This window comes from Streptomyces toyocaensis (assembly GCF_000725125.1).
Classification (GTDB): domain Bacteria; phylum Actinomycetota; class Actinomycetes; order Streptomycetales; family Streptomycetaceae; genus Streptomyces; species Streptomyces toyocaensis.
The window spans coordinates 17,411-33,132 of sequence record NZ_JFCB01000007.1; the positions used below are offsets into that span (position 1 = coordinate 17,411).

Here is a 15,722-nt window from a genome sequence, read left to right on the forward strand (position 1 = left end):
ACGTCCACCATGCCGGACCCCACTGTTCCGCCCACCCCTCCCGTCCCCCTGGACGCGCTGCTGGCCCGTGCGGACCTGGGCCTGCGCCGGATCGCCGGCCCCGCGGACCCGGCGGTCGTCGTGCACTGGGCGCACACCTCGGAGATGGCCGACCCCTACCCGTACCTGCTGGGCGGCGAACTGCTGCTGTCGGCGGGCGTACACATCCCGGACGGCGCGGGCGCGGGCTACTTCGACGCGTACGTCTCGCGGATCGTCGCGGCGGGTGGGGCGGCGCTCGGCTTCGGCGTCGCGCCGGTGCACGACACGGTGCCCGGGGCGCTGGTGGAGGCGTGCGAGATGCACGGGCTGCCGCTGCTGGAGGTGCCGCCGCGGACCACCTTCTCGGCGGTGGCGCGGGCGCTGTGGCAGCTGATGGCGCAGGCCCGCACGGCCGAGCTGCGGCGGGTCACGGAGGCGCAGCAGAGCCTCGCCACGGCTGCCGCCCGCCCCGACCCGGTCCCCGCCGTCCTCCAGCAGCTCGCCCGCCGTCTGGGCGGACGCGCGGTGCTGTACGGCCCCGAGGGCACGCCGATCGCGGACGCGGGACCCGACCCCGGCGCGGAGGCGCGGACCGCGCTGGCGAAACTCGCGGAGGTGGTGCGGCCGTCGGGACAGGAGCCGTCGGACGCCCGTCCCTCCTCGGCGTCCGACACGGTGGCCGGGGTGCGGCTGGTCGCCCACGCGCTGGGCAACGGCGAGGGGTTCGTGCTGGGGACGGCCGCCCCGCAGCGGGACGCGGGCGACCACACCATCGCGTCCGTCGCCGCCGTGCTGCTCTCCCTGCTCACCGGCGAACGGCACAGCGGCTCCGGCGCCGGCCGCTCCTCCGCGCTGGTACGGCTGCTGCTGGGCGCGGCGCCCGCGGAGGTGGCGCCGCTGCTCGGCGGGGACCGGTGGCGGGTGGTGCACGGCAGGCCGGACGGGCGGGCGGCGCCGGACCCGGTGGCCGCCTCCGCGCTGGGCGCCGCCCTCGGTTCGTCGCTGGTGGACGTGGCGGGCGAGGTGGTGCGGGTACTGGTGCCCGACGGGCGGACGGTGGAGCGGGTGCCGGGCTGGACGCTCGGCGTGAGCGCGGCGGCGGCCCCGCCCGACTGGCCGGCCGCCGACACGCAGGCGGCCCGTGCCCTGGCCCGGGCCCGCGCCACCCGCGCTCCGCTGGTCCGGCACGGCGACCGCCCCGCCCTCGCCGACCTCGTCCCGGCGCGGGACGCGGACGCCCACGCCCGGGCGCTGCTCGCGCCGATAGCGGCCGTCCCGGCCCTTAACGACACCCTGCGCACCTGGCTCTCGCTGCACGGCAGCTGGGACCGCACGGCGGTGGCCCTGTCCGTGCACCGCAACACCGTGCGGCAGCGCATCGCACGGTGCGCGGCGCTGCTGGAGGCGGACCTGGACGACCCGGACGTCCGGATGGAGCTGTGGTTCGCGCTGCGCCGCACCTGAGCCACCCGAGCGCTGAGTATCCGTACGCAGCCGGCTGAGTACGTGACGCACGTCCCAGCGCGCGATACGCCAGGGACGCCCCCGGGGCACTGCTCCACAATGGGGGGCATGCCGATATCCGGGACACCCAGCCGCGTCGAACTCGTCGAGCACCTGGTCGCCACGCGCATCGCGGGCGACGTCGCCACGCCGCGCGAGAACAACCTCTCCCACTACCGCAAGCTGGCGAACGGCGACCGTCACTACTGGCTCGGCCTGGAACTCGGCGACCGCTGGAGCGACGAGCAGGACGTGCTCGCGGTGATGGCGGAGCGGGTCGGCGTCAACGACGATCCCGAGCACCGGTACGGGCAGGACACCATCGACCCGGAGCTGACCGTCGCGGGCCTTGAGCGGATGGGGGGACGGCTGCGCAAGGCGGCGGAGGGACGGCAGCGGGTGCTGTTCGCCACCGGCCACCCGGGCGGGCTGCTCGACGTCCACCGCGCGACGGCGGCCGCGCTGCGGGCGGCCGGCTGCGAGATCGTCGTCATCCCGGACGGGCTGACGACGGACGAGGGCTATGTGATGCAGTTCGCGGACGTCGCGGTGCTGGAGCACGGCGCCACGCTGTGGCACACCCACTCCGGGGAGCCCATGAAGGCGATCCTGACCGCCCTGGAGCGCGGGGGCCGCCCGCTGCCCGACCTGGTCGTCGCCGACCACGGCTGGGCGGGCGCGGCCGGGCAGTACGGTGTCGACTCCGTCGGCTACGCCGACTGCAACGACCCGGCCCTCTTCCTCGCCGAGTCCGAGGGCACCGTCCAGGTGACGGTCCCCCTCGACGACCACGTCACCAGCCCCCGCCACTACGACCCGATGACGGCGTACCTGCTGGCGGAGGCGGGGATCGGGATCGGCTGAGGACCCGTCCCGGGCGCGGGGTGTGACGCAGGCCCGGGACGGTCGCGAGCCCTCGGCTCAGCGTTTGCCGGTTTCGGCGATCTTGGCCGTCAGGGCCGTGACCTTGGTGGCCAGGGCGCCGACGGCGTCCTTGAGGGCGCCGCTGCTCCTGCTCCTGGCGTCGGCCGAGGCCTTGAGGGCCTCGGCCAGTTCGAGGTTGCTCCGGGCCAGGGCGATGTCGGCGTCGATCTGGAGCAGTCTGATGTTGTCGGGATGGGGCTTCGCCTTCTGGTCGCGCTCGTAAGCCGCTCGCTGCTTGACGACCTTCTCGACCAGATCCTTCGCGCTGGTGGGCACGGTCCCCCCTCGGCTTGATTGCGGAACGTCGACACAATCACTGCCCAGCCGCACCGGGCATTACGTCTCCCGGCCCCCGCGCACCGGCTCCCGCGCCCCGCGCGGGACGCGGACCACGCCCTCCTGGATGACCGAGACCGCGAGGCGGCCGTCCTGGGTGTAGATGCGGGCCTGGCCGAGGCCCCGGCCGCCGTGGGCCGAGGGGGACTGCTGGTCGTACAGCAGCCACTCGTCGGCGCGGAACGGGCGGTGGAACCACATGGCGTGGTCCAGGGACGCGCCGACCACGTCGCCGACGGCCCAGCCGCCGCGCCCGTGGGCGAGGAGGACGGAGTCCAGCAGCGTCATGTCGGAGACGTACGTGGCGAGGACGACGTGCAGCAGGGGGTCGTCGGCGAGCTTGCCGTTGGTGCGGAACCACACCTGGGAGTGCGGTGCGCGGGGCTCGCCGAAGCGGCCGTAGGGCGGCTCGTCCACGTAGCGCAGGTCGACGGCGGCGCGTGCCTCCAGGAAGCGGTCCACGACCTCGGGGGCGAGGTGGGCGTAGCCACGCAGGCGGTCCTCCGAGGTGGGCAGCGTGTCCGGGTCGGGGGACGGCGGCATCGGCTCCTGGTGGTCCAGGCCCTCCTCGTAGGTCTGGAAGGACGCCGACAGGTGGAAGATCGGCTTGCCGTGCTGGACCGCGACCACCCGCCGGGTGGTGAAGGAGCGGCCGTCGCGGATCCGGTCGACGGTGTAGACGATCGGTGCGCCGGGGTCGCCGGAGCGCAGGAAGTACGCGTGCAGGGAGTGGGCGGGCCGGTCCTCGGGGACGGTCCGCCCCGCGGCGACGAGCGCCTGCGCGGCGACCTGCCCGCCGAAGACGCGGGGGACGACGGCGGGGCGGGAGTGGCCGCGGAAGATGTTCTCCTCGATCTGCTCGAGGTCGAGCAGATCGAGGAGCTCCTGAAGTGCCTGACTCATGAGGTCAGTTGTATACGGCAGGGATTTCCGGGACCTTACAGGCCCATGTCCTTGGCGATGATCGACTTCATGATCTCGCTGGTGCCGCCGTAGATGCGGTTGACACGGTTGTCCGCGTACAGGCGGGCGATCGGGTACTCGTTCATGTAGCCGTACCCGCCGTGCAGCTGGAGGCAGCGGTCGATGACGCGGTGCGCGACCTCGGTGCAGAACAGCTTGGCGCTGGCGGCCTCGGCGGGGGTGAGTTCGCCCGCGTCGAGGGCCTCCGTGGCACGGTCGGCGACGGCCTCGGCTGCGTCCACCTCGGCCTGGCAGGCGGCCAGCTCGAACTTGGTGTTCTGGAAGTGGGCGACCGGCTTGCCGAAGACGGTGCGCTCCTGCACGTACTGCTTGGCGAACCGGACGGCGGCCTTGGCCTGCGCGTAGGCGCCGAAGGCGATGCCCCAGCGCTCGGAGGCCAGGTTGTGGCCGAGGTAGTAGAAGCCCTTGTTCTCCTCGCCGAGGAGGTCCTCGACGGGCACCTTGACGTCGACGAACGCCAGCTCGGCGGTGTCGGAGGTCTTCAGGCCGAGCTTGTCGAGCTTGCGGCCGACCGAGTAGCCCTCGGACTTGGTGTCGACGGCGAACAGGGAGATGCCGTGGCGGCGGTCCTCGGCCGTCGGGGCGGCGGTGCGGGCACAGACGATCACCTTGTCGGCGTGGACGCCGCCGGTGATGAAGGTCTTGGCGCCGTTGAGGACGTAGTGGGTGCCGTCCTCGCTGAGCTTGGCGGTGGTCTTCATGCCCGCGAGGTCGGAGCCGGTGCCCGGCTCGGTCATCGCGATGGCCCACATCTCCTCGCCGGAGACGAACTTCGGCAGGAACCGCTTCTTCTGCTCGTCGGTGGCCAGCATCTTGAGGTAGGGCAGGGCGAGCAGCACGTGCACGCCGGAGCCGCCGAACTGGACGCCCGCGCGGGCGGTCTCCTCGTAGAGGACGGCCTCGAACTTGTGGGTGTCCATGCCCGCGCCGCCGAACTCCTCGGGCACGCTGATGCCGAAGATGCCCAGCTCGCCGAGCTTGTAGTAGAAGTCGCGGGGCGCCTGGCCCGCCGCGAACCACTCGTCGTAGACGGGGACGACCTCGGCCTCGATGAAGGCGCGGATGGTCTCCCGGAACGCCTCGTGGTCCTCGTTGAAAACAGTACGGCGCACCGCCGCCACCCACCCTTCTCCGCGCCTGGACCGGCGCCGCTCTCGCGTACCTGGTTGCTCGCCGTCGGGTCCCTCAGTTGATGGTTCCAGCCCATGGCTAAGCGCTTGCTCAGAGATAACCGTACCGGCGAGTAGGAAGGTGCGTCCAGACACCCTCCGCCGTAACCCTCGTCACTCTCTCCCCCGGTCGCCCGGACGGCTCACCCACCGGGCGAGGGGAGCGGTGTCGGCGCAGGCTGCGAACAGTCCGGTTCGCGGACACCGCAGCTCACGGTCCGGCTGCCGACCGGGGCCGAGGAAGGTCACCCGCATGTCATCTCTCCCACGAGCACGGCGAAGAGCACGGCGGCGGGGCGCGGTCGCCGCCGCGGCCGCCGCCTGCGTCCTGGCCACCGCGGCCCCCGCCACCGCCACCGCCGGGCGCACGGCGGTGGGAACGGTGGCAGCGGCGGTGCCCCGTCTGGACTGGAGCCCTTGCTCCTACGCGCCCGGGTTCCAGTGCGCCACCGCCGAGGTGCCGCTCGATCACCGGCACCCCGGGGGGCGCACGATCGACCTCGCCGTCATCAGACGGCCCGCGACCGATCCGGCCCACCGCGCCGGCTCCCTGTTCTTCAACCCAGGCGGCCCCGGGAACGCCACGGCCGGTACGGCGGCGCTGCCCGTCGCGTACGAGGCCTTCCCCCGGGAACTGCGCGAGCGGTTCGACATCGTGAGCTGGGACCCGCGCGGGGTCGGACGCTCCACGGCCGTCAGGTGCTTCACCAGCGCCGAGGAGTTCGCGGCCTGGAGCGCGCGGGTGCCCGACGGCTTCCCCGTGGGCGCCCGTGAACGGGCGGCGTGGATCTCCGCCTTCGCGGAACTGGGCCGGCTCTGCCAGCAGCGCGTGCCGGACCTGCTCCGGCACGTCTCCACCGCGGACACCGCCCGCGACCTGGACCTGCTGCGCCAGGCCGTGGGCGAACGGGGGCTCAACTACCTGGGCGTCTCCTACGGCACCTTCCTCGGCGCCACCTACGCCAACCTCTTCCCCGGCTCCGTACGGGCCATGGTCCTGGACGGCGGCGTCGATCCCGTCACCTGGACGAGACCGTCCCCACCGCTGCCCACGGACCTGCGCGCGCGGGCCGACGTCGGGTCCGCGCAGACCCTCGCCCGCTTCCTCGACCTGTGCGGCCGCACCACGACGGACCGCTGCGCCTTCTCCGCGGGCACCCCGCGGGCCACCCGCGACAAGTTCGAACGGCTGCTGCGCCGCCTGGCCGCGCAGCCGCAGGGCGAGTGGACCTACGCGGCCACCGTCGCCGCGGTCGTCGAGGGACTCTACTTCGTCGATCCCGGGTGGACCGACCTGGCCGGACTCCTCCAGGCCCTCTGGGAAGGACGCGCCCCCTCACCCTCGGCACCCGACGGCCCGTCCGGGGCGTCCGAGACCTCCACGGCCGCCGGGAAATCCGTGACCCCCGGGAGGTCCCCCGCCGCCCAGCCGCCCGTGTACCCGGAGATCGAGCCGCCGTACGCGGTGCAGTGCTCGGAGAGCCCGGTCCCGCGCGACACCCGCCTGTACCCCGCCTTCGAGAAGTACGCCCACGCCCGGTCCGGCGACGTGGGCCGGTACTGGACGTGGCTCTCCGAGCCGTGCGCCACCTGGCCCGCCCGGGCGGCCGCGCCCTACACCGGGCCGTGGAACCGGCCCACCCCTCCTCTGCTCACCGTCAACACCACCTACGACCCCGCCACCCCGTACCCGCAGGCGGTGTCCCTGACCGGGCGCCTGGCCCATGCCCGCCTCATCACCGTCCGCGGCTACGGGCACACCGCTCTGCTGAATCCCAGCCAGTGCGTCAGCGACCACGAGGTCCGCTACTTCCTCGCCGGAGCGCTGCCGCCCCGCGGCGCCGTCTGCGATCAGGACGTCCAGCCGTTCGCCCCCGGCACGGAGGCTTCCACCCCGGACGCCCCCGCGCCGGACGCCGTCCCACCGGGCAAGTGAGAGCCTCGGTCCCGCGCGGGACCGAGGCGCGCGGGACCGGGCACGGGTCAGCCCACGCCGTCCGCTGCCGCCGCCGCGAAGGCACCCCTCGCCATGCGGTGCAGCAGGGCCGCCGTGGCCCCCCGGCCGGGCAGGGAGCCGGCGCGGCCCAGGTGCGGGGTGGAGTTGAGCAGGCCGAAGACCGAGTGGACCGCCGAGCGGGCCACCGGCTCGGCCAGGCCCGGATAGACCTCGCGGACCACCTCCACCCACAGCTCCACGTACTGCCGCTGAAGCTGGCGCACGAGCTTGCGGTCGCTGTCCCGCAGGCGGTCCAGCTCACGGTCGTGCAGGGTGATGAGGGGGCGGTCGTCGAGCGCGAAGTCGATGTGCCCCTCGATCAGCGAGTCGAGGACCGCGCCGGGGCCGGCCACCCCGTCCGCCTCCGTCAGGCGCCGCTTCGCTCCGGTGAGCAGCGAGCCGCTGATGCCCACGAGCAGCTCCGCGAGCATCGCGTCCTTGCCCGCGAAGTGCCGGTAGAGCCCGGGTCCGCTGATGCCGACCGCGGCGCCTATCTCGTCGACCCCGACGCCGTGGAACCCGCGCTCGGCGAAGAGCCGGGCGGCCTCCCTGAGGATCTGCTCACGGCGGGTGGGGGCGTCGGTTCTGGTGGCCATGAAGACGATTCTAGACAGCGAGGTTAGCGCTCGTTAACCTGGAGGAAATGCGTTAACGCTCATTAACAACGTGAGGGGACCCGCAGGATGCATGAGGCACCGGAGCTTCACAGCGCGGCCGATCCCGCGTCGGAGGCCTTTCGGGCCAACGAGGAGGCGCACCACGCCCTCGTCGAGGAGCTGCGCGGCAAGCTGGCCGCGGCGGCACTCGGCGGCGGTGAGCGGGCGCGGGCACGGCACACCGCGCGCGGGAAGCTGCTCCCGCGCGACCGCGTGGACACCCTCCTCGACCCCGGCTCGCCCTTCCTGGAGCTGGCCCCGCTGGCGGCCGACGGGATGTACGAGGGGCAGGCCCCGGCGGCCGGTGTGATCGCCGGTATCGGCCGGGTCGCCGGCCGCGAGTGCGTGGTCGTGGCCAACGACGCCACCGTCAAGGGCGGCACGTACTACCCGATGACGGTGAAGAAGCACCTGCGCGCGCAGGAGGTGGCCCTGGACAACCGGCTCCCCTGCGTCTACCTGGTGGACTCGGGCGGCGCCTTCCTGCCGATGCAGGACGAGGTGTTCCCGGACCGGGACCACTTCGGGCGGATCTTCTACAACCAGGCCCGGATGTCCGGGGCCGGCATCCCGCAGATCGCGGCGGTGCTCGGCTCCTGCACGGCGGGCGGGGCGTACGTCCCGGCGATGAGCGACGAGGCGGTGATCGTGCGCAACCAGGGCACGATCTTCCTCGGCGGCCCGCCCCTGGTGAAGGCGGCCACCGGCGAGGTGGTCACGGCGGAGGAGCTGGGCGGCGGCGAGGTCCACTCGCGGGTGTCCGGCGTGACCGACCACCTCGCGGAGGACGACGCGCACGCGCTCAGGATCGTGCGGACCATCGTCTCCACGCTCCCGGCGCGCGGGTCCCTGCCCTGGCAGGTGGAGCGGGCCGTCGAGCCCAAGGTGGACCCCGCCGGGCTGTACGGGGTGGTGCCGGTCGACTCCCGCACCCCCTACGACGTACGGGAGATCATCGCGCGCGTGGTGGACGGCTCCCGCTTCGCCGAGTTCAAGTCGGAGTTCGGGCAGACCCTGGTCACCGGCTTCGCGCGGATCCACGGCCACCCGGTGGGCATCGTCGCCAACAACGGCATCCTGTTCGCCGAGTCCGCCCAGAAGGGCGCCCACTTCATCGAGCTGTGCGACCAGCGCGGCATCCCGCTGGTGTTCCTGCAGAACATCTCGGGCTTCATGGTGGGCAAGGACTACGAGGCGGGCGGCATCGCCAAGCACGGCGCCAAGATGGTCACGGCGGTCGCCTGCACGCGCGTGCCGAAGCTGACGGTGGTGGTCGGCGGGTCGTACGGGGCGGGCAACTACTCGATGTGCGGCAGGGCGTACTCCCCCCGCTTCCTGTGGATGTGGCCCAACGCCAAGATCTCGGTGATGGGCGGTGAGCAGGCCGCCTCGGTCCTCGCGACCGTGAAGCGCGACCAGATGGAGGCGCGCGGCGAGGAGTGGCCGGCCCAGGACGAGGACGCCTTCAAGGCCCCGATCCGCGCCCAGTACGAGCGTCAGGGGAGCGCCTACTACGCGACGGCCCGCCTCTGGGACGACGGCGTGATCGACCCGATGGAGACCCGGCAGGTCCTGGGCCTGGCCCTGACCGCGTGCGCCAACGCGCCACTGAGTGACCCTCAGTTCGGCGTCTTCCGGATGTGAGGGGACCCCTGACGATGACAGAGCAGATGTTCGAGACGGTGCTGGTGGCCAACCGGGGCGAGATCGCCGTCCGGGTGATCCGCACCCTGCGGTCGATGGGCGTGCGCTCGGTGGCCGTGTACTCCGACGCGGACGCCGACGCCCGGCACGTCCGGGAGGCCGACACGGCGGTGCGGATCGGCCCGGCGGCGGCGTCGGAGAGCTATCTGTCGGTGGAGCGGCTGCTGGAGGCGGCCGCACGCACCGGCGCGCAGGCGGTCCACCCCGGGTACGGCTTCCTCGCCGAGAACGCCGGATTCGCGCGGGCGTGCGGCGAGGCGGGGCTGGTGTTCATCGGGCCCCCGGCCGACGCGATCTCCCTGATGGGCGACAAGATCCGCGCGAAGGAGACGGTGCGGGCGGCCGGGGTCCCGGTCGTGCCGGGCTCCAGCGGCAGCGGGCTGACCGACGAGCAGCTCGCCGACGCGGCCCGGGAGATCGGCATGCCGGTGCTGCTGAAGCCCTCGGCGGGCGGCGGCGGCAAGGGCATGCGCCTGGTGCGGGACGCGGCGAAGCTGGCCGAGGAGATCGCCGCGGCCCGCCGCGAGGCCCGCGCCTCCTTCGGTGACGACACCCTGCTGGTCGAGCGGTGGATCGACCGCCCCCGGCACATCGAGATCCAGGTGCTGGCCGACGGGCACGGGGGCGTCGTCCACCTGGGCGAGCGCGAGTGCTCGCTCCAGCGGCGCCACCAGAAGATCATCGAGGAGGCGCCCAGTGTGCTCCTCGACGAGGAGACCCGGGCCGCGATGGGCGAGGCGGCGGTCCAGGCGGCCCGCTCCTGCGGCTACCGGGGCGCGGGCACGGTGGAGTTCATCGTCCCGGGCAACGACCCCTCGTCGTACTACTTCATGGAGATGAACACCCGCCTCCAGGTGGAGCACCCGGTCACCGAGCTGGTCACGGGCCTGGACCTGGTGGAGTGGCAGCTGCGGGTGGCGGCGGGCGAGCCGCTGCCGTTCGGGCAGGAGGACGTCCGGCTCACCGGCCACGCCGTCGAGGCGCGTGTCTGCGCGGAGGACCCGGCCCGCGGATTCCTGCCGTCCGGGGGCACGGTGCTGAAGCTGCACGAGCCGCAGGGCGACGGCGTGCGCACCGACTCCGGGCTGAGCGAGGGCACGGAGGTCGGCAGCCTCTACGACCCGATGCTGTCCAAGGTGATCGCGTACGGCCCCGACCGCGCGACCGCGCTGCGCAAGCTGAGGGCCGCCCTCGCGGAGACGGTCACGCTGGGCGTGCAGACCAACGCCGGGTTCCTGCGGCGGCTGCTCGCGCACCCGGCGGTGGTCAGCGGCGACATGGACACCGGGCTGGTCGAGCGTGCGGTGGACGGGCTCGTACCGGACGAGGTGCCGGCGGAGGCGTACGCGGCGGCGGCACTGCTGCGGCAGGCCCGCCTCGCGCCCGCCGGCGGGTCCGGCTGGGCCGATCCCTTCGACACGGCCGACGGCTGGCGCCTGGGCGGCGCGCGGGCGTGGACCGCGCATCACCTGCGGGCGGCGGGCCGGGACCCGGTGACCGTGCGCGTGCGCAGCACGCCGGACGGCGGCACGGAACTGCTGCTTCCCGGGTCCGGCACCCCGCTGCGGGGGTCCGCGGGACCGGTGGGCGGCGACCGGTTCACCCTCGCGCTCGACGGCGTCGTCCACAGCTTCGCCACCGCGGCGGACGGCACCTGGCTCGGCCGTGACGGCGACGTCTGGCACGTGCGCGATCACGACCCGGTCGCCGCGTCCCTCACCCGGGCGGGTCAGGCGGGCGCCGACTCGCTGACCGCGCCGATGCCGGGCACGGTGACGGTGGTGAAGGTCGCCGTCGGCGACGAGGTGAGCGCGGGCCAGAGCCTGCTGGTGGTGGAGGCGATGAAGATGGAGCACGTCATCTCCGCCCCGCATGCCGGCACGGTCACCGAACTGGACGTGGCCCCGGGCACGACGGTCGCCATGGACCAGGTGCTGGCCGTGATCGCGCCCGTGACGGAGGAGACGGCATGAACGCCCCGGAACTGGGCCTGCCCATGGCCGTACCGGCCGAGGGCCTGCCCGCGCGCGTGCGCATCCACGAGGTGGGCGCGCGCGACGGCCTGCAGAACGAGAAGGCGACCGTCCCCACGGCCGTCAAGGCGGAGTTCGTCCGCCGGCTGGCCGGGACCGGTCTGACCACCATCGAGGCGACGAGCTTCGTCCACCCCACGTGGGTGCCCCAGCTCGCGGACGCCGAGGACCTGTACCCGGCGGTGTCCGATCTGCCGGTGGAGCTGCCGGTCCTGGTGCCGAACGAGCGCGGCCTGGACCGCGCGCTCGCGCTGGGCGTCCGGCGGGTGGCGGTCTTCGCCAGCGCCACGGAGTCCTTCGCCAAGGCCAACCTCAACCGCACGGTGGACGAGGCGCTGGCCATGTTCGAACCGGTGGTGGCGCGGGCGAAGGCACGGGACGTGCACGTCCGCGGCTACCTCTCGATGTGCTTCGGCGACCCGTGGCAGGGCGCGGTCCCCGTCGGCCAGGTGGTGCGGGTGTGCCGGGCCCTGCTGGACATGGGCTGCGACGAGCTGAGCCTGGGCGACACGATCGGGGTGGCGACCCCGGGTCATGTGACGGCGCTGCTCTCCGCGCTCACCGGGGCGGACGTCCCGGTGGCGGCGCTGGCCGTGCACTTCCACGACACCTACGGCCAGGCCCTGTCCAACACGCTGGCCGCGCTCCAGCAGGGCGTCGCCACGGTCGACGCCTCCGCCGGCGGACTGGGCGGCTGCCCCTACGCGAAGTCCGCCACCGGCAACCTCGCCACCGAAGACCTCGTGTGGATGCTGCAGGGCCTCGGCATCGACACCGGGGTCGACCTCGGCCGTCTGGTCGCCACGAGCGTCTGGATGGCCGCCCACCTGGGCCGACCCAGCCCGTCCCGCACCGTACGAGCCCTCTCCCACCAGGAGTCGTGACGACCATGGACCACAAGCTCTCCCCCGAACTGGAAGAACTCCGCCGTACCGTCGAGGAGTTCGCGCACGACGTGGTGGCGCCGAAGATCGGTGACTTCTACGAGCGGCACGAGTTCCCCTACGAGATCGTGCGGGAGATGGGCCGCATGGGCCTGTTCGGCCTGCCGTTCCCGGAGGAGTACGGCGGCATGGGCGGCGACTACTTCGCCCTCGGCGTGGCCCTGGAGGAACTGGCCCGGGTCGACTCCTCGGTGGCCATCACCCTGGAGGCCGGGGTCTCCCTCGGCGCGATGCCGCTGCACCTCTTCGGCACCGAGGAGCAGAAGCGCGAGTGGCTCCCCCGGCTGTGCTCGGGCGAGATCCTGGGCGCGTTCGGCCTGACGGAGCCCGACGGCGGCAGCGACGCCGGCGCGACCCGCACGACGGCGCGTCTGGACGAGTCGACGAACGAATGGGTGATCAACGGCACGAAGTGCTTCATCACCAACTCCGGCACGGACATCACGGGCCTGGTCACGGTCACGGCGGTCACCGGCCGCAAGCCGGACGGCAAGCCGCTGATCTCGGCGATCATCGTCCCGTCGGGGACCCCGGGCTTCACGGTCGCGGCTCCCTACTCGAAGGTCGGCTGGAACGCCTCGGACACGCGCGAACTGTCCTTCCAGGACGTGCGCGTGCCGGCCGCCAACCTGCTCGGTGAGGAGGGCCGCGGTTACGCCCAGTTCCTGCGCATCCTGGACGAGGGCCGCATCGCCATAGCGGCGCTGGGCACGGGGCTGGCGCAGGGCTGTGTGGACGAGTCGGTGAAGTACGCCAGGGAGCGGCACGCGTTCGGCCGCCCGATCGGCGCCAACCAGGCGATCCAGTTCAAGATCGCCGACATGGAGATGAAGGCCCACACCTCCCGCCTCGCCTGGCGGGACGCGGCGAGCCGGCTGGTGGCGGGCGAGCCCTTCAAGAAGGAGGCGGCGCTGGCCAAGCTGTACTCCTCCACGGTCGCCGTGGACAACGCCCGGGACGCCACGCAGATCCACGGGGGCTACGGGTTCATGAACGAGTACCCGGTGGCCCGCATGTGGCGCGACTCGAAGATCCTGGAGATCGGCGAGGGCACGAGCGAGGTCCAGCGGATGCTGATCGCACGGGAGTTGGGGCTGACGGGCTGAGCCCCGGGGCCGGTCCGCGCCGTCGCGGCGCGGACCGGCGTTCCGCCTCGCACGCTGAGGCCATGGCCTACGCGAAGATGCGCGCGCTCGCCGAGGAGCTCGGGGCTCTCGCCGAGCGCCTGGAGGGAGCCTGGAGGTACATCTTCGGGGACCGAGTCCCGTTCGGTCCCTGGACGGTGGACACGTCCGCCTTCCTCCGGTACGGCAGGGACTGACACCGGGCGCCCTCTGGACAGATCATGAGGTTAGGCTAACCTAATCCTGATCCCAGCCGAGGCAGGCTCCGTACGCACGAAAGCAGATCCACCCATGTCGAACGCCAGAACCGCCGCCCGCTTCTCCCGTCGGGGACTGCTCGCCGCCGGTGGCGCCCTCGGACTCGGCGCCGTGCTCACCGCCTGCGGTGACGACGACGCGAAGGACGGCGGCTCGGGCTCGGCGGGCGGCGACGCCAAGTCCGGCCCCTGGTCCTTCAAGGACGACCGCGGCACCACGGTGAAGCTCGACAAGGTACCCGCGAGCATCGTCGCGTTCACCGGTGTGGCCGCCGCGCTGTACGACTACGGCGTGCAGGTCAAGGGCGTCTTCGGACCGACCAAGACCAAGGACGGCAAGGCCGACGTCCAGGCCGGCGACATGGACGTCAGCAAGGTGACCGTTCTCGGCAACGTCTGGGACCAGTTCAACGTCGAGAAGTACGCGACGCTCGCCCCCGACGTCCTGATCTCCACGATGTTCGACGACGCCGGCACCCTCTGGTACGTCCCCGAGGCGTCCAAGGAGAAGATCGCCAAGCTCGCCCCGAGCGTCGGCATCTCCGTGTACGACCGTCAGCTGACCGGCCCGCTCCAGCGGATGTGGGAGCTCGCCGAGTCCCTGGGCGGCGACATGAAGGCGGCGAAGGCCACCGAGGCCAAGAAGCGGTTCGAGGAGGCCTCGGAGCGGCTGCGCAAGGCCGTCAAGGCCAACCCCGGCATCAGGGTGATGGCCGGTTCCGCGAGCCCGGAGCTCTTCTACGTCTCCGGCACCAACCTCTCCGTCGACCTGGAGTACTTCAAGGCCCTCGGCGTGAACTTCGTCGAGCCGCCGGAGAAGGCCAAGGCCGAGGGCGGCGGCTGGTTCGAGAGCCTGAGCTGGGAGAACGTCGACAAGTACCCCGCCGACCTCATCATGATGGACGACCGCACCTCGGCCATCCAGCCCGCCGACATCACCGAGGCGACCTGGAAGAAGCTCCCCGCCGTCAAGGCCGGCCAGGTCATCGCGCGTTCCGCCGAGCCCATCCTGTCCTACGACAAGTGCGCCCCGCTGGTGGACAGCCTCGCCGAGGCCATCGAGAAGGCCAAGAAGGTCGCCTGACCGTCCCTGACAGAGCCCTCCTCCCCGGGAGCCACACGTGACCACCGCCGTAGCCGCCCCGTTCCGCTTCTTCGCCCTCCAGGTCGCAGCGACGAGGCGGCTCGGCCCGTCCCTGGTCCGGGTCACCTTCACCGGCCCGGAACTGCGCGACTTCCGCTCCGCGGGACGCGACCAGTCCCTGTCGCTGTTCCTGCCGCACCCCGGGCAGAACGAGCCCGCCGTGCCGCTGGAACTCGGTGACGGATGGTGGCAGGGCTGGCGCGAACTGCCCGACGACGTACGGGCGGTGATGCGCTCGTACACGCTCCGGGCGCTGCGCGCGGACGCCTGGGGGCGCACCACCGAGATCGACGTCGACTTCGTGCTGCACGGCGTCACCGGGGAGGCCGGCGCGTCCGCCGCGGGCCCGGCCTCCCGCTGGGCCGCCCGTGCCGCCGCCGGGGACCGGGTGCTGCTGCTCGGCCCCGCGGTCGCCGACAACCGCGCGATCCGCTTCCGGCCGCCCGAGGACACCGACCTGGTGCTGCTCTGGGCCGACGAGACCGCCCTGCCGGCCACCGCCGCCGCCCTGGAGAGCCTTCCGGCCGGTACCCGCGCCCAGGTGTGGCTGGAGGTGCCGCACCCCGGGGACGTCCAGGACCTGGCGACCGACGCCGAGGCGGAGATCACCTGGTTCGTCCGGGAGGGGCCGGTTGGCCGGTCCGAGGGCTCCCCCATGGCGCTGGACAGCCTCCGCACCGCCGAACTCCCGCCCGCCGCACAGCCGTACGTCTGGATCGCCGGGGAGGCGGGCTGCGTGAAGCAGGTGCGTCGCCACTTCGTCGGCGAACGCGGCGTCGACCGCCGGCGGGTGACGTTCGTGGGCTACTGGCGACGGGGGCTGACGGAGGAGCAGCTGCGCGAACAGGGCTGAAAGAGACGACGGTTGAGGCTCCATCACTCCGCCACCGGAGTGATCACGGTCACGGCTGAAACCGGCCCTCCCCT

At 72.9% G+C, this 15,722-nt stretch carries 14 protein-coding genes; 10 read left to right on the forward strand and 4 right to left on the reverse strand.

Translation table 11 applies throughout. The features are described 5' to 3' along the window. The first annotated feature begins 9 nt into the window (after nt 1-9). The gene (locus BU52_RS10235; protein WP_200881172.1) at nt 10-1,485 is read left to right on the forward strand and encodes a PucR family transcriptional regulator; all 1,476 of its coding nucleotides are present in this window, start codon (nt 10-12) and stop codon (nt 1,483-1,485) included. A gap of 108 nt (nt 1,486-1,593) precedes the next feature. Continuing rightward, nucleotides 1,594-2,388 (forward strand): phosphatase, encoded by a 795-nt coding sequence (locus tag BU52_RS10240; RefSeq protein ID WP_037931662.1) that lies wholly within the window; start codon nt 1,594-1,596, stop codon nt 2,386-2,388. Between the two features lie 57 nt (nt 2,389-2,445). Here the strand turns inward: BU52_RS10240 and BU52_RS10245 are convergent, their stop codons facing one another. From BU52_RS10245 to BU52_RS10255, 3 genes are read right to left on the reverse strand one after another with little or no spacing between them, the layout of a single operon-like run. Beyond that, complete coding sequence (locus tag BU52_RS10245; RefSeq protein ID WP_037931665.1) at nt 2,446-2,724, reverse strand: hypothetical protein; 279 nt, start codon at nt 2,722-2,724, stop codon at nt 2,446-2,448. A 60-nt stretch (nt 2,725-2,784) separates the two neighbouring features. Beyond that, nucleotides 2,785-3,687: an acyl-CoA thioesterase II gene (gene tesB / locus BU52_RS10250; protein ID WP_037931668.1), complete on the reverse strand. Its 903-nt coding sequence runs from the start codon at nt 3,685-3,687 to the stop codon at nt 2,785-2,787. Nucleotides 3,688-3,722: 35 nt separating this feature from the next. Next, complete coding sequence (locus tag BU52_RS10255) at nt 3,723-4,880, reverse strand: acyl-CoA dehydrogenase family protein (protein WP_004931138.1); 1,158 nt, start codon at nt 4,878-4,880, stop codon at nt 3,723-3,725. Between the two features lie 310 nt (nt 4,881-5,190). Between BU52_RS10255 and BU52_RS10260 the strand changes: the two genes are divergently transcribed. Further along, nucleotides 5,191-6,873: an alpha/beta hydrolase gene (locus tag BU52_RS10260; protein ID WP_078903190.1), complete on the forward strand. Its 1,683-nt coding sequence runs from the start codon at nt 5,191-5,193 to the stop codon at nt 6,871-6,873. Between the two features lie 47 nt (nt 6,874-6,920). Here the strand turns inward: BU52_RS10260 and BU52_RS10265 are convergent, their stop codons facing one another. Beyond that, nucleotides 6,921-7,529 (reverse strand): SACE_7040 family transcriptional regulator, encoded by a 609-nt coding sequence (locus BU52_RS10265; RefSeq protein WP_037931671.1) that lies wholly within the window; start codon nt 7,527-7,529, stop codon nt 6,921-6,923. 87 nt (nt 7,530-7,616) lie between these two features. Between BU52_RS10265 and BU52_RS10270 the strand changes: the two genes are divergently transcribed. From BU52_RS10270 to BU52_RS10295, 7 genes are all read left to right on the forward strand, one after another. Beyond that, a complete protein-coding gene (locus BU52_RS10270) occupies nt 7,617-9,233 on the forward strand; it encodes a carboxyl transferase domain-containing protein (protein WP_037931674.1) in 1,617 nt (538 codons plus the stop codon). Between the two features lie 26 nt (nt 9,234-9,259). Then, nucleotides 9,260-11,266 carry an acetyl/propionyl/methylcrotonyl-CoA carboxylase subunit alpha gene (locus tag BU52_RS10275; RefSeq protein WP_037931677.1) on the forward strand — a complete coding sequence of 669 codons (2,007 nt, stop codon included), beginning with the start codon at nt 9,260-9,262 and terminating at the stop codon, nt 11,264-11,266. After that, complete coding sequence (locus BU52_RS10280) at nt 11,263-12,210, forward strand: hydroxymethylglutaryl-CoA lyase (protein ID WP_037931680.1); 948 nt, start codon at nt 11,263-11,265, stop codon at nt 12,208-12,210. Before BU52_RS10275 ends, BU52_RS10280 begins: the two co-directional genes overlap by 4 nt. Before the next feature lie 5 nt (nt 12,211-12,215). After that, entirely contained in the window at nt 12,216-13,376 is a 1,161-nt protein-coding gene (locus BU52_RS10285) for an acyl-CoA dehydrogenase family protein (protein ID WP_037932130.1), read from the forward strand. A gap of 62 nt (nt 13,377-13,438) precedes the next feature. After that, nucleotides 13,439-13,591 (forward strand): hypothetical protein, encoded by a 153-nt coding sequence (locus BU52_RS36240; protein WP_235216305.1) that lies wholly within the window; start codon nt 13,439-13,441, stop codon nt 13,589-13,591. A gap of 94 nt (nt 13,592-13,685) precedes the next feature. Beyond that, complete coding sequence (locus BU52_RS10290; protein ID WP_037931683.1) at nt 13,686-14,735, forward strand: ABC transporter substrate-binding protein; 1,050 nt, start codon at nt 13,686-13,688, stop codon at nt 14,733-14,735. A gap of 37 nt (nt 14,736-14,772) precedes the next feature. Beyond that, nucleotides 14,773-15,648: a siderophore-interacting protein gene (locus BU52_RS10295; protein WP_037931686.1), complete on the forward strand. Its 876-nt coding sequence runs from the start codon at nt 14,773-14,775 to the stop codon at nt 15,646-15,648. Nucleotides 15,649-15,722: the final 74 nt, after the last annotated feature.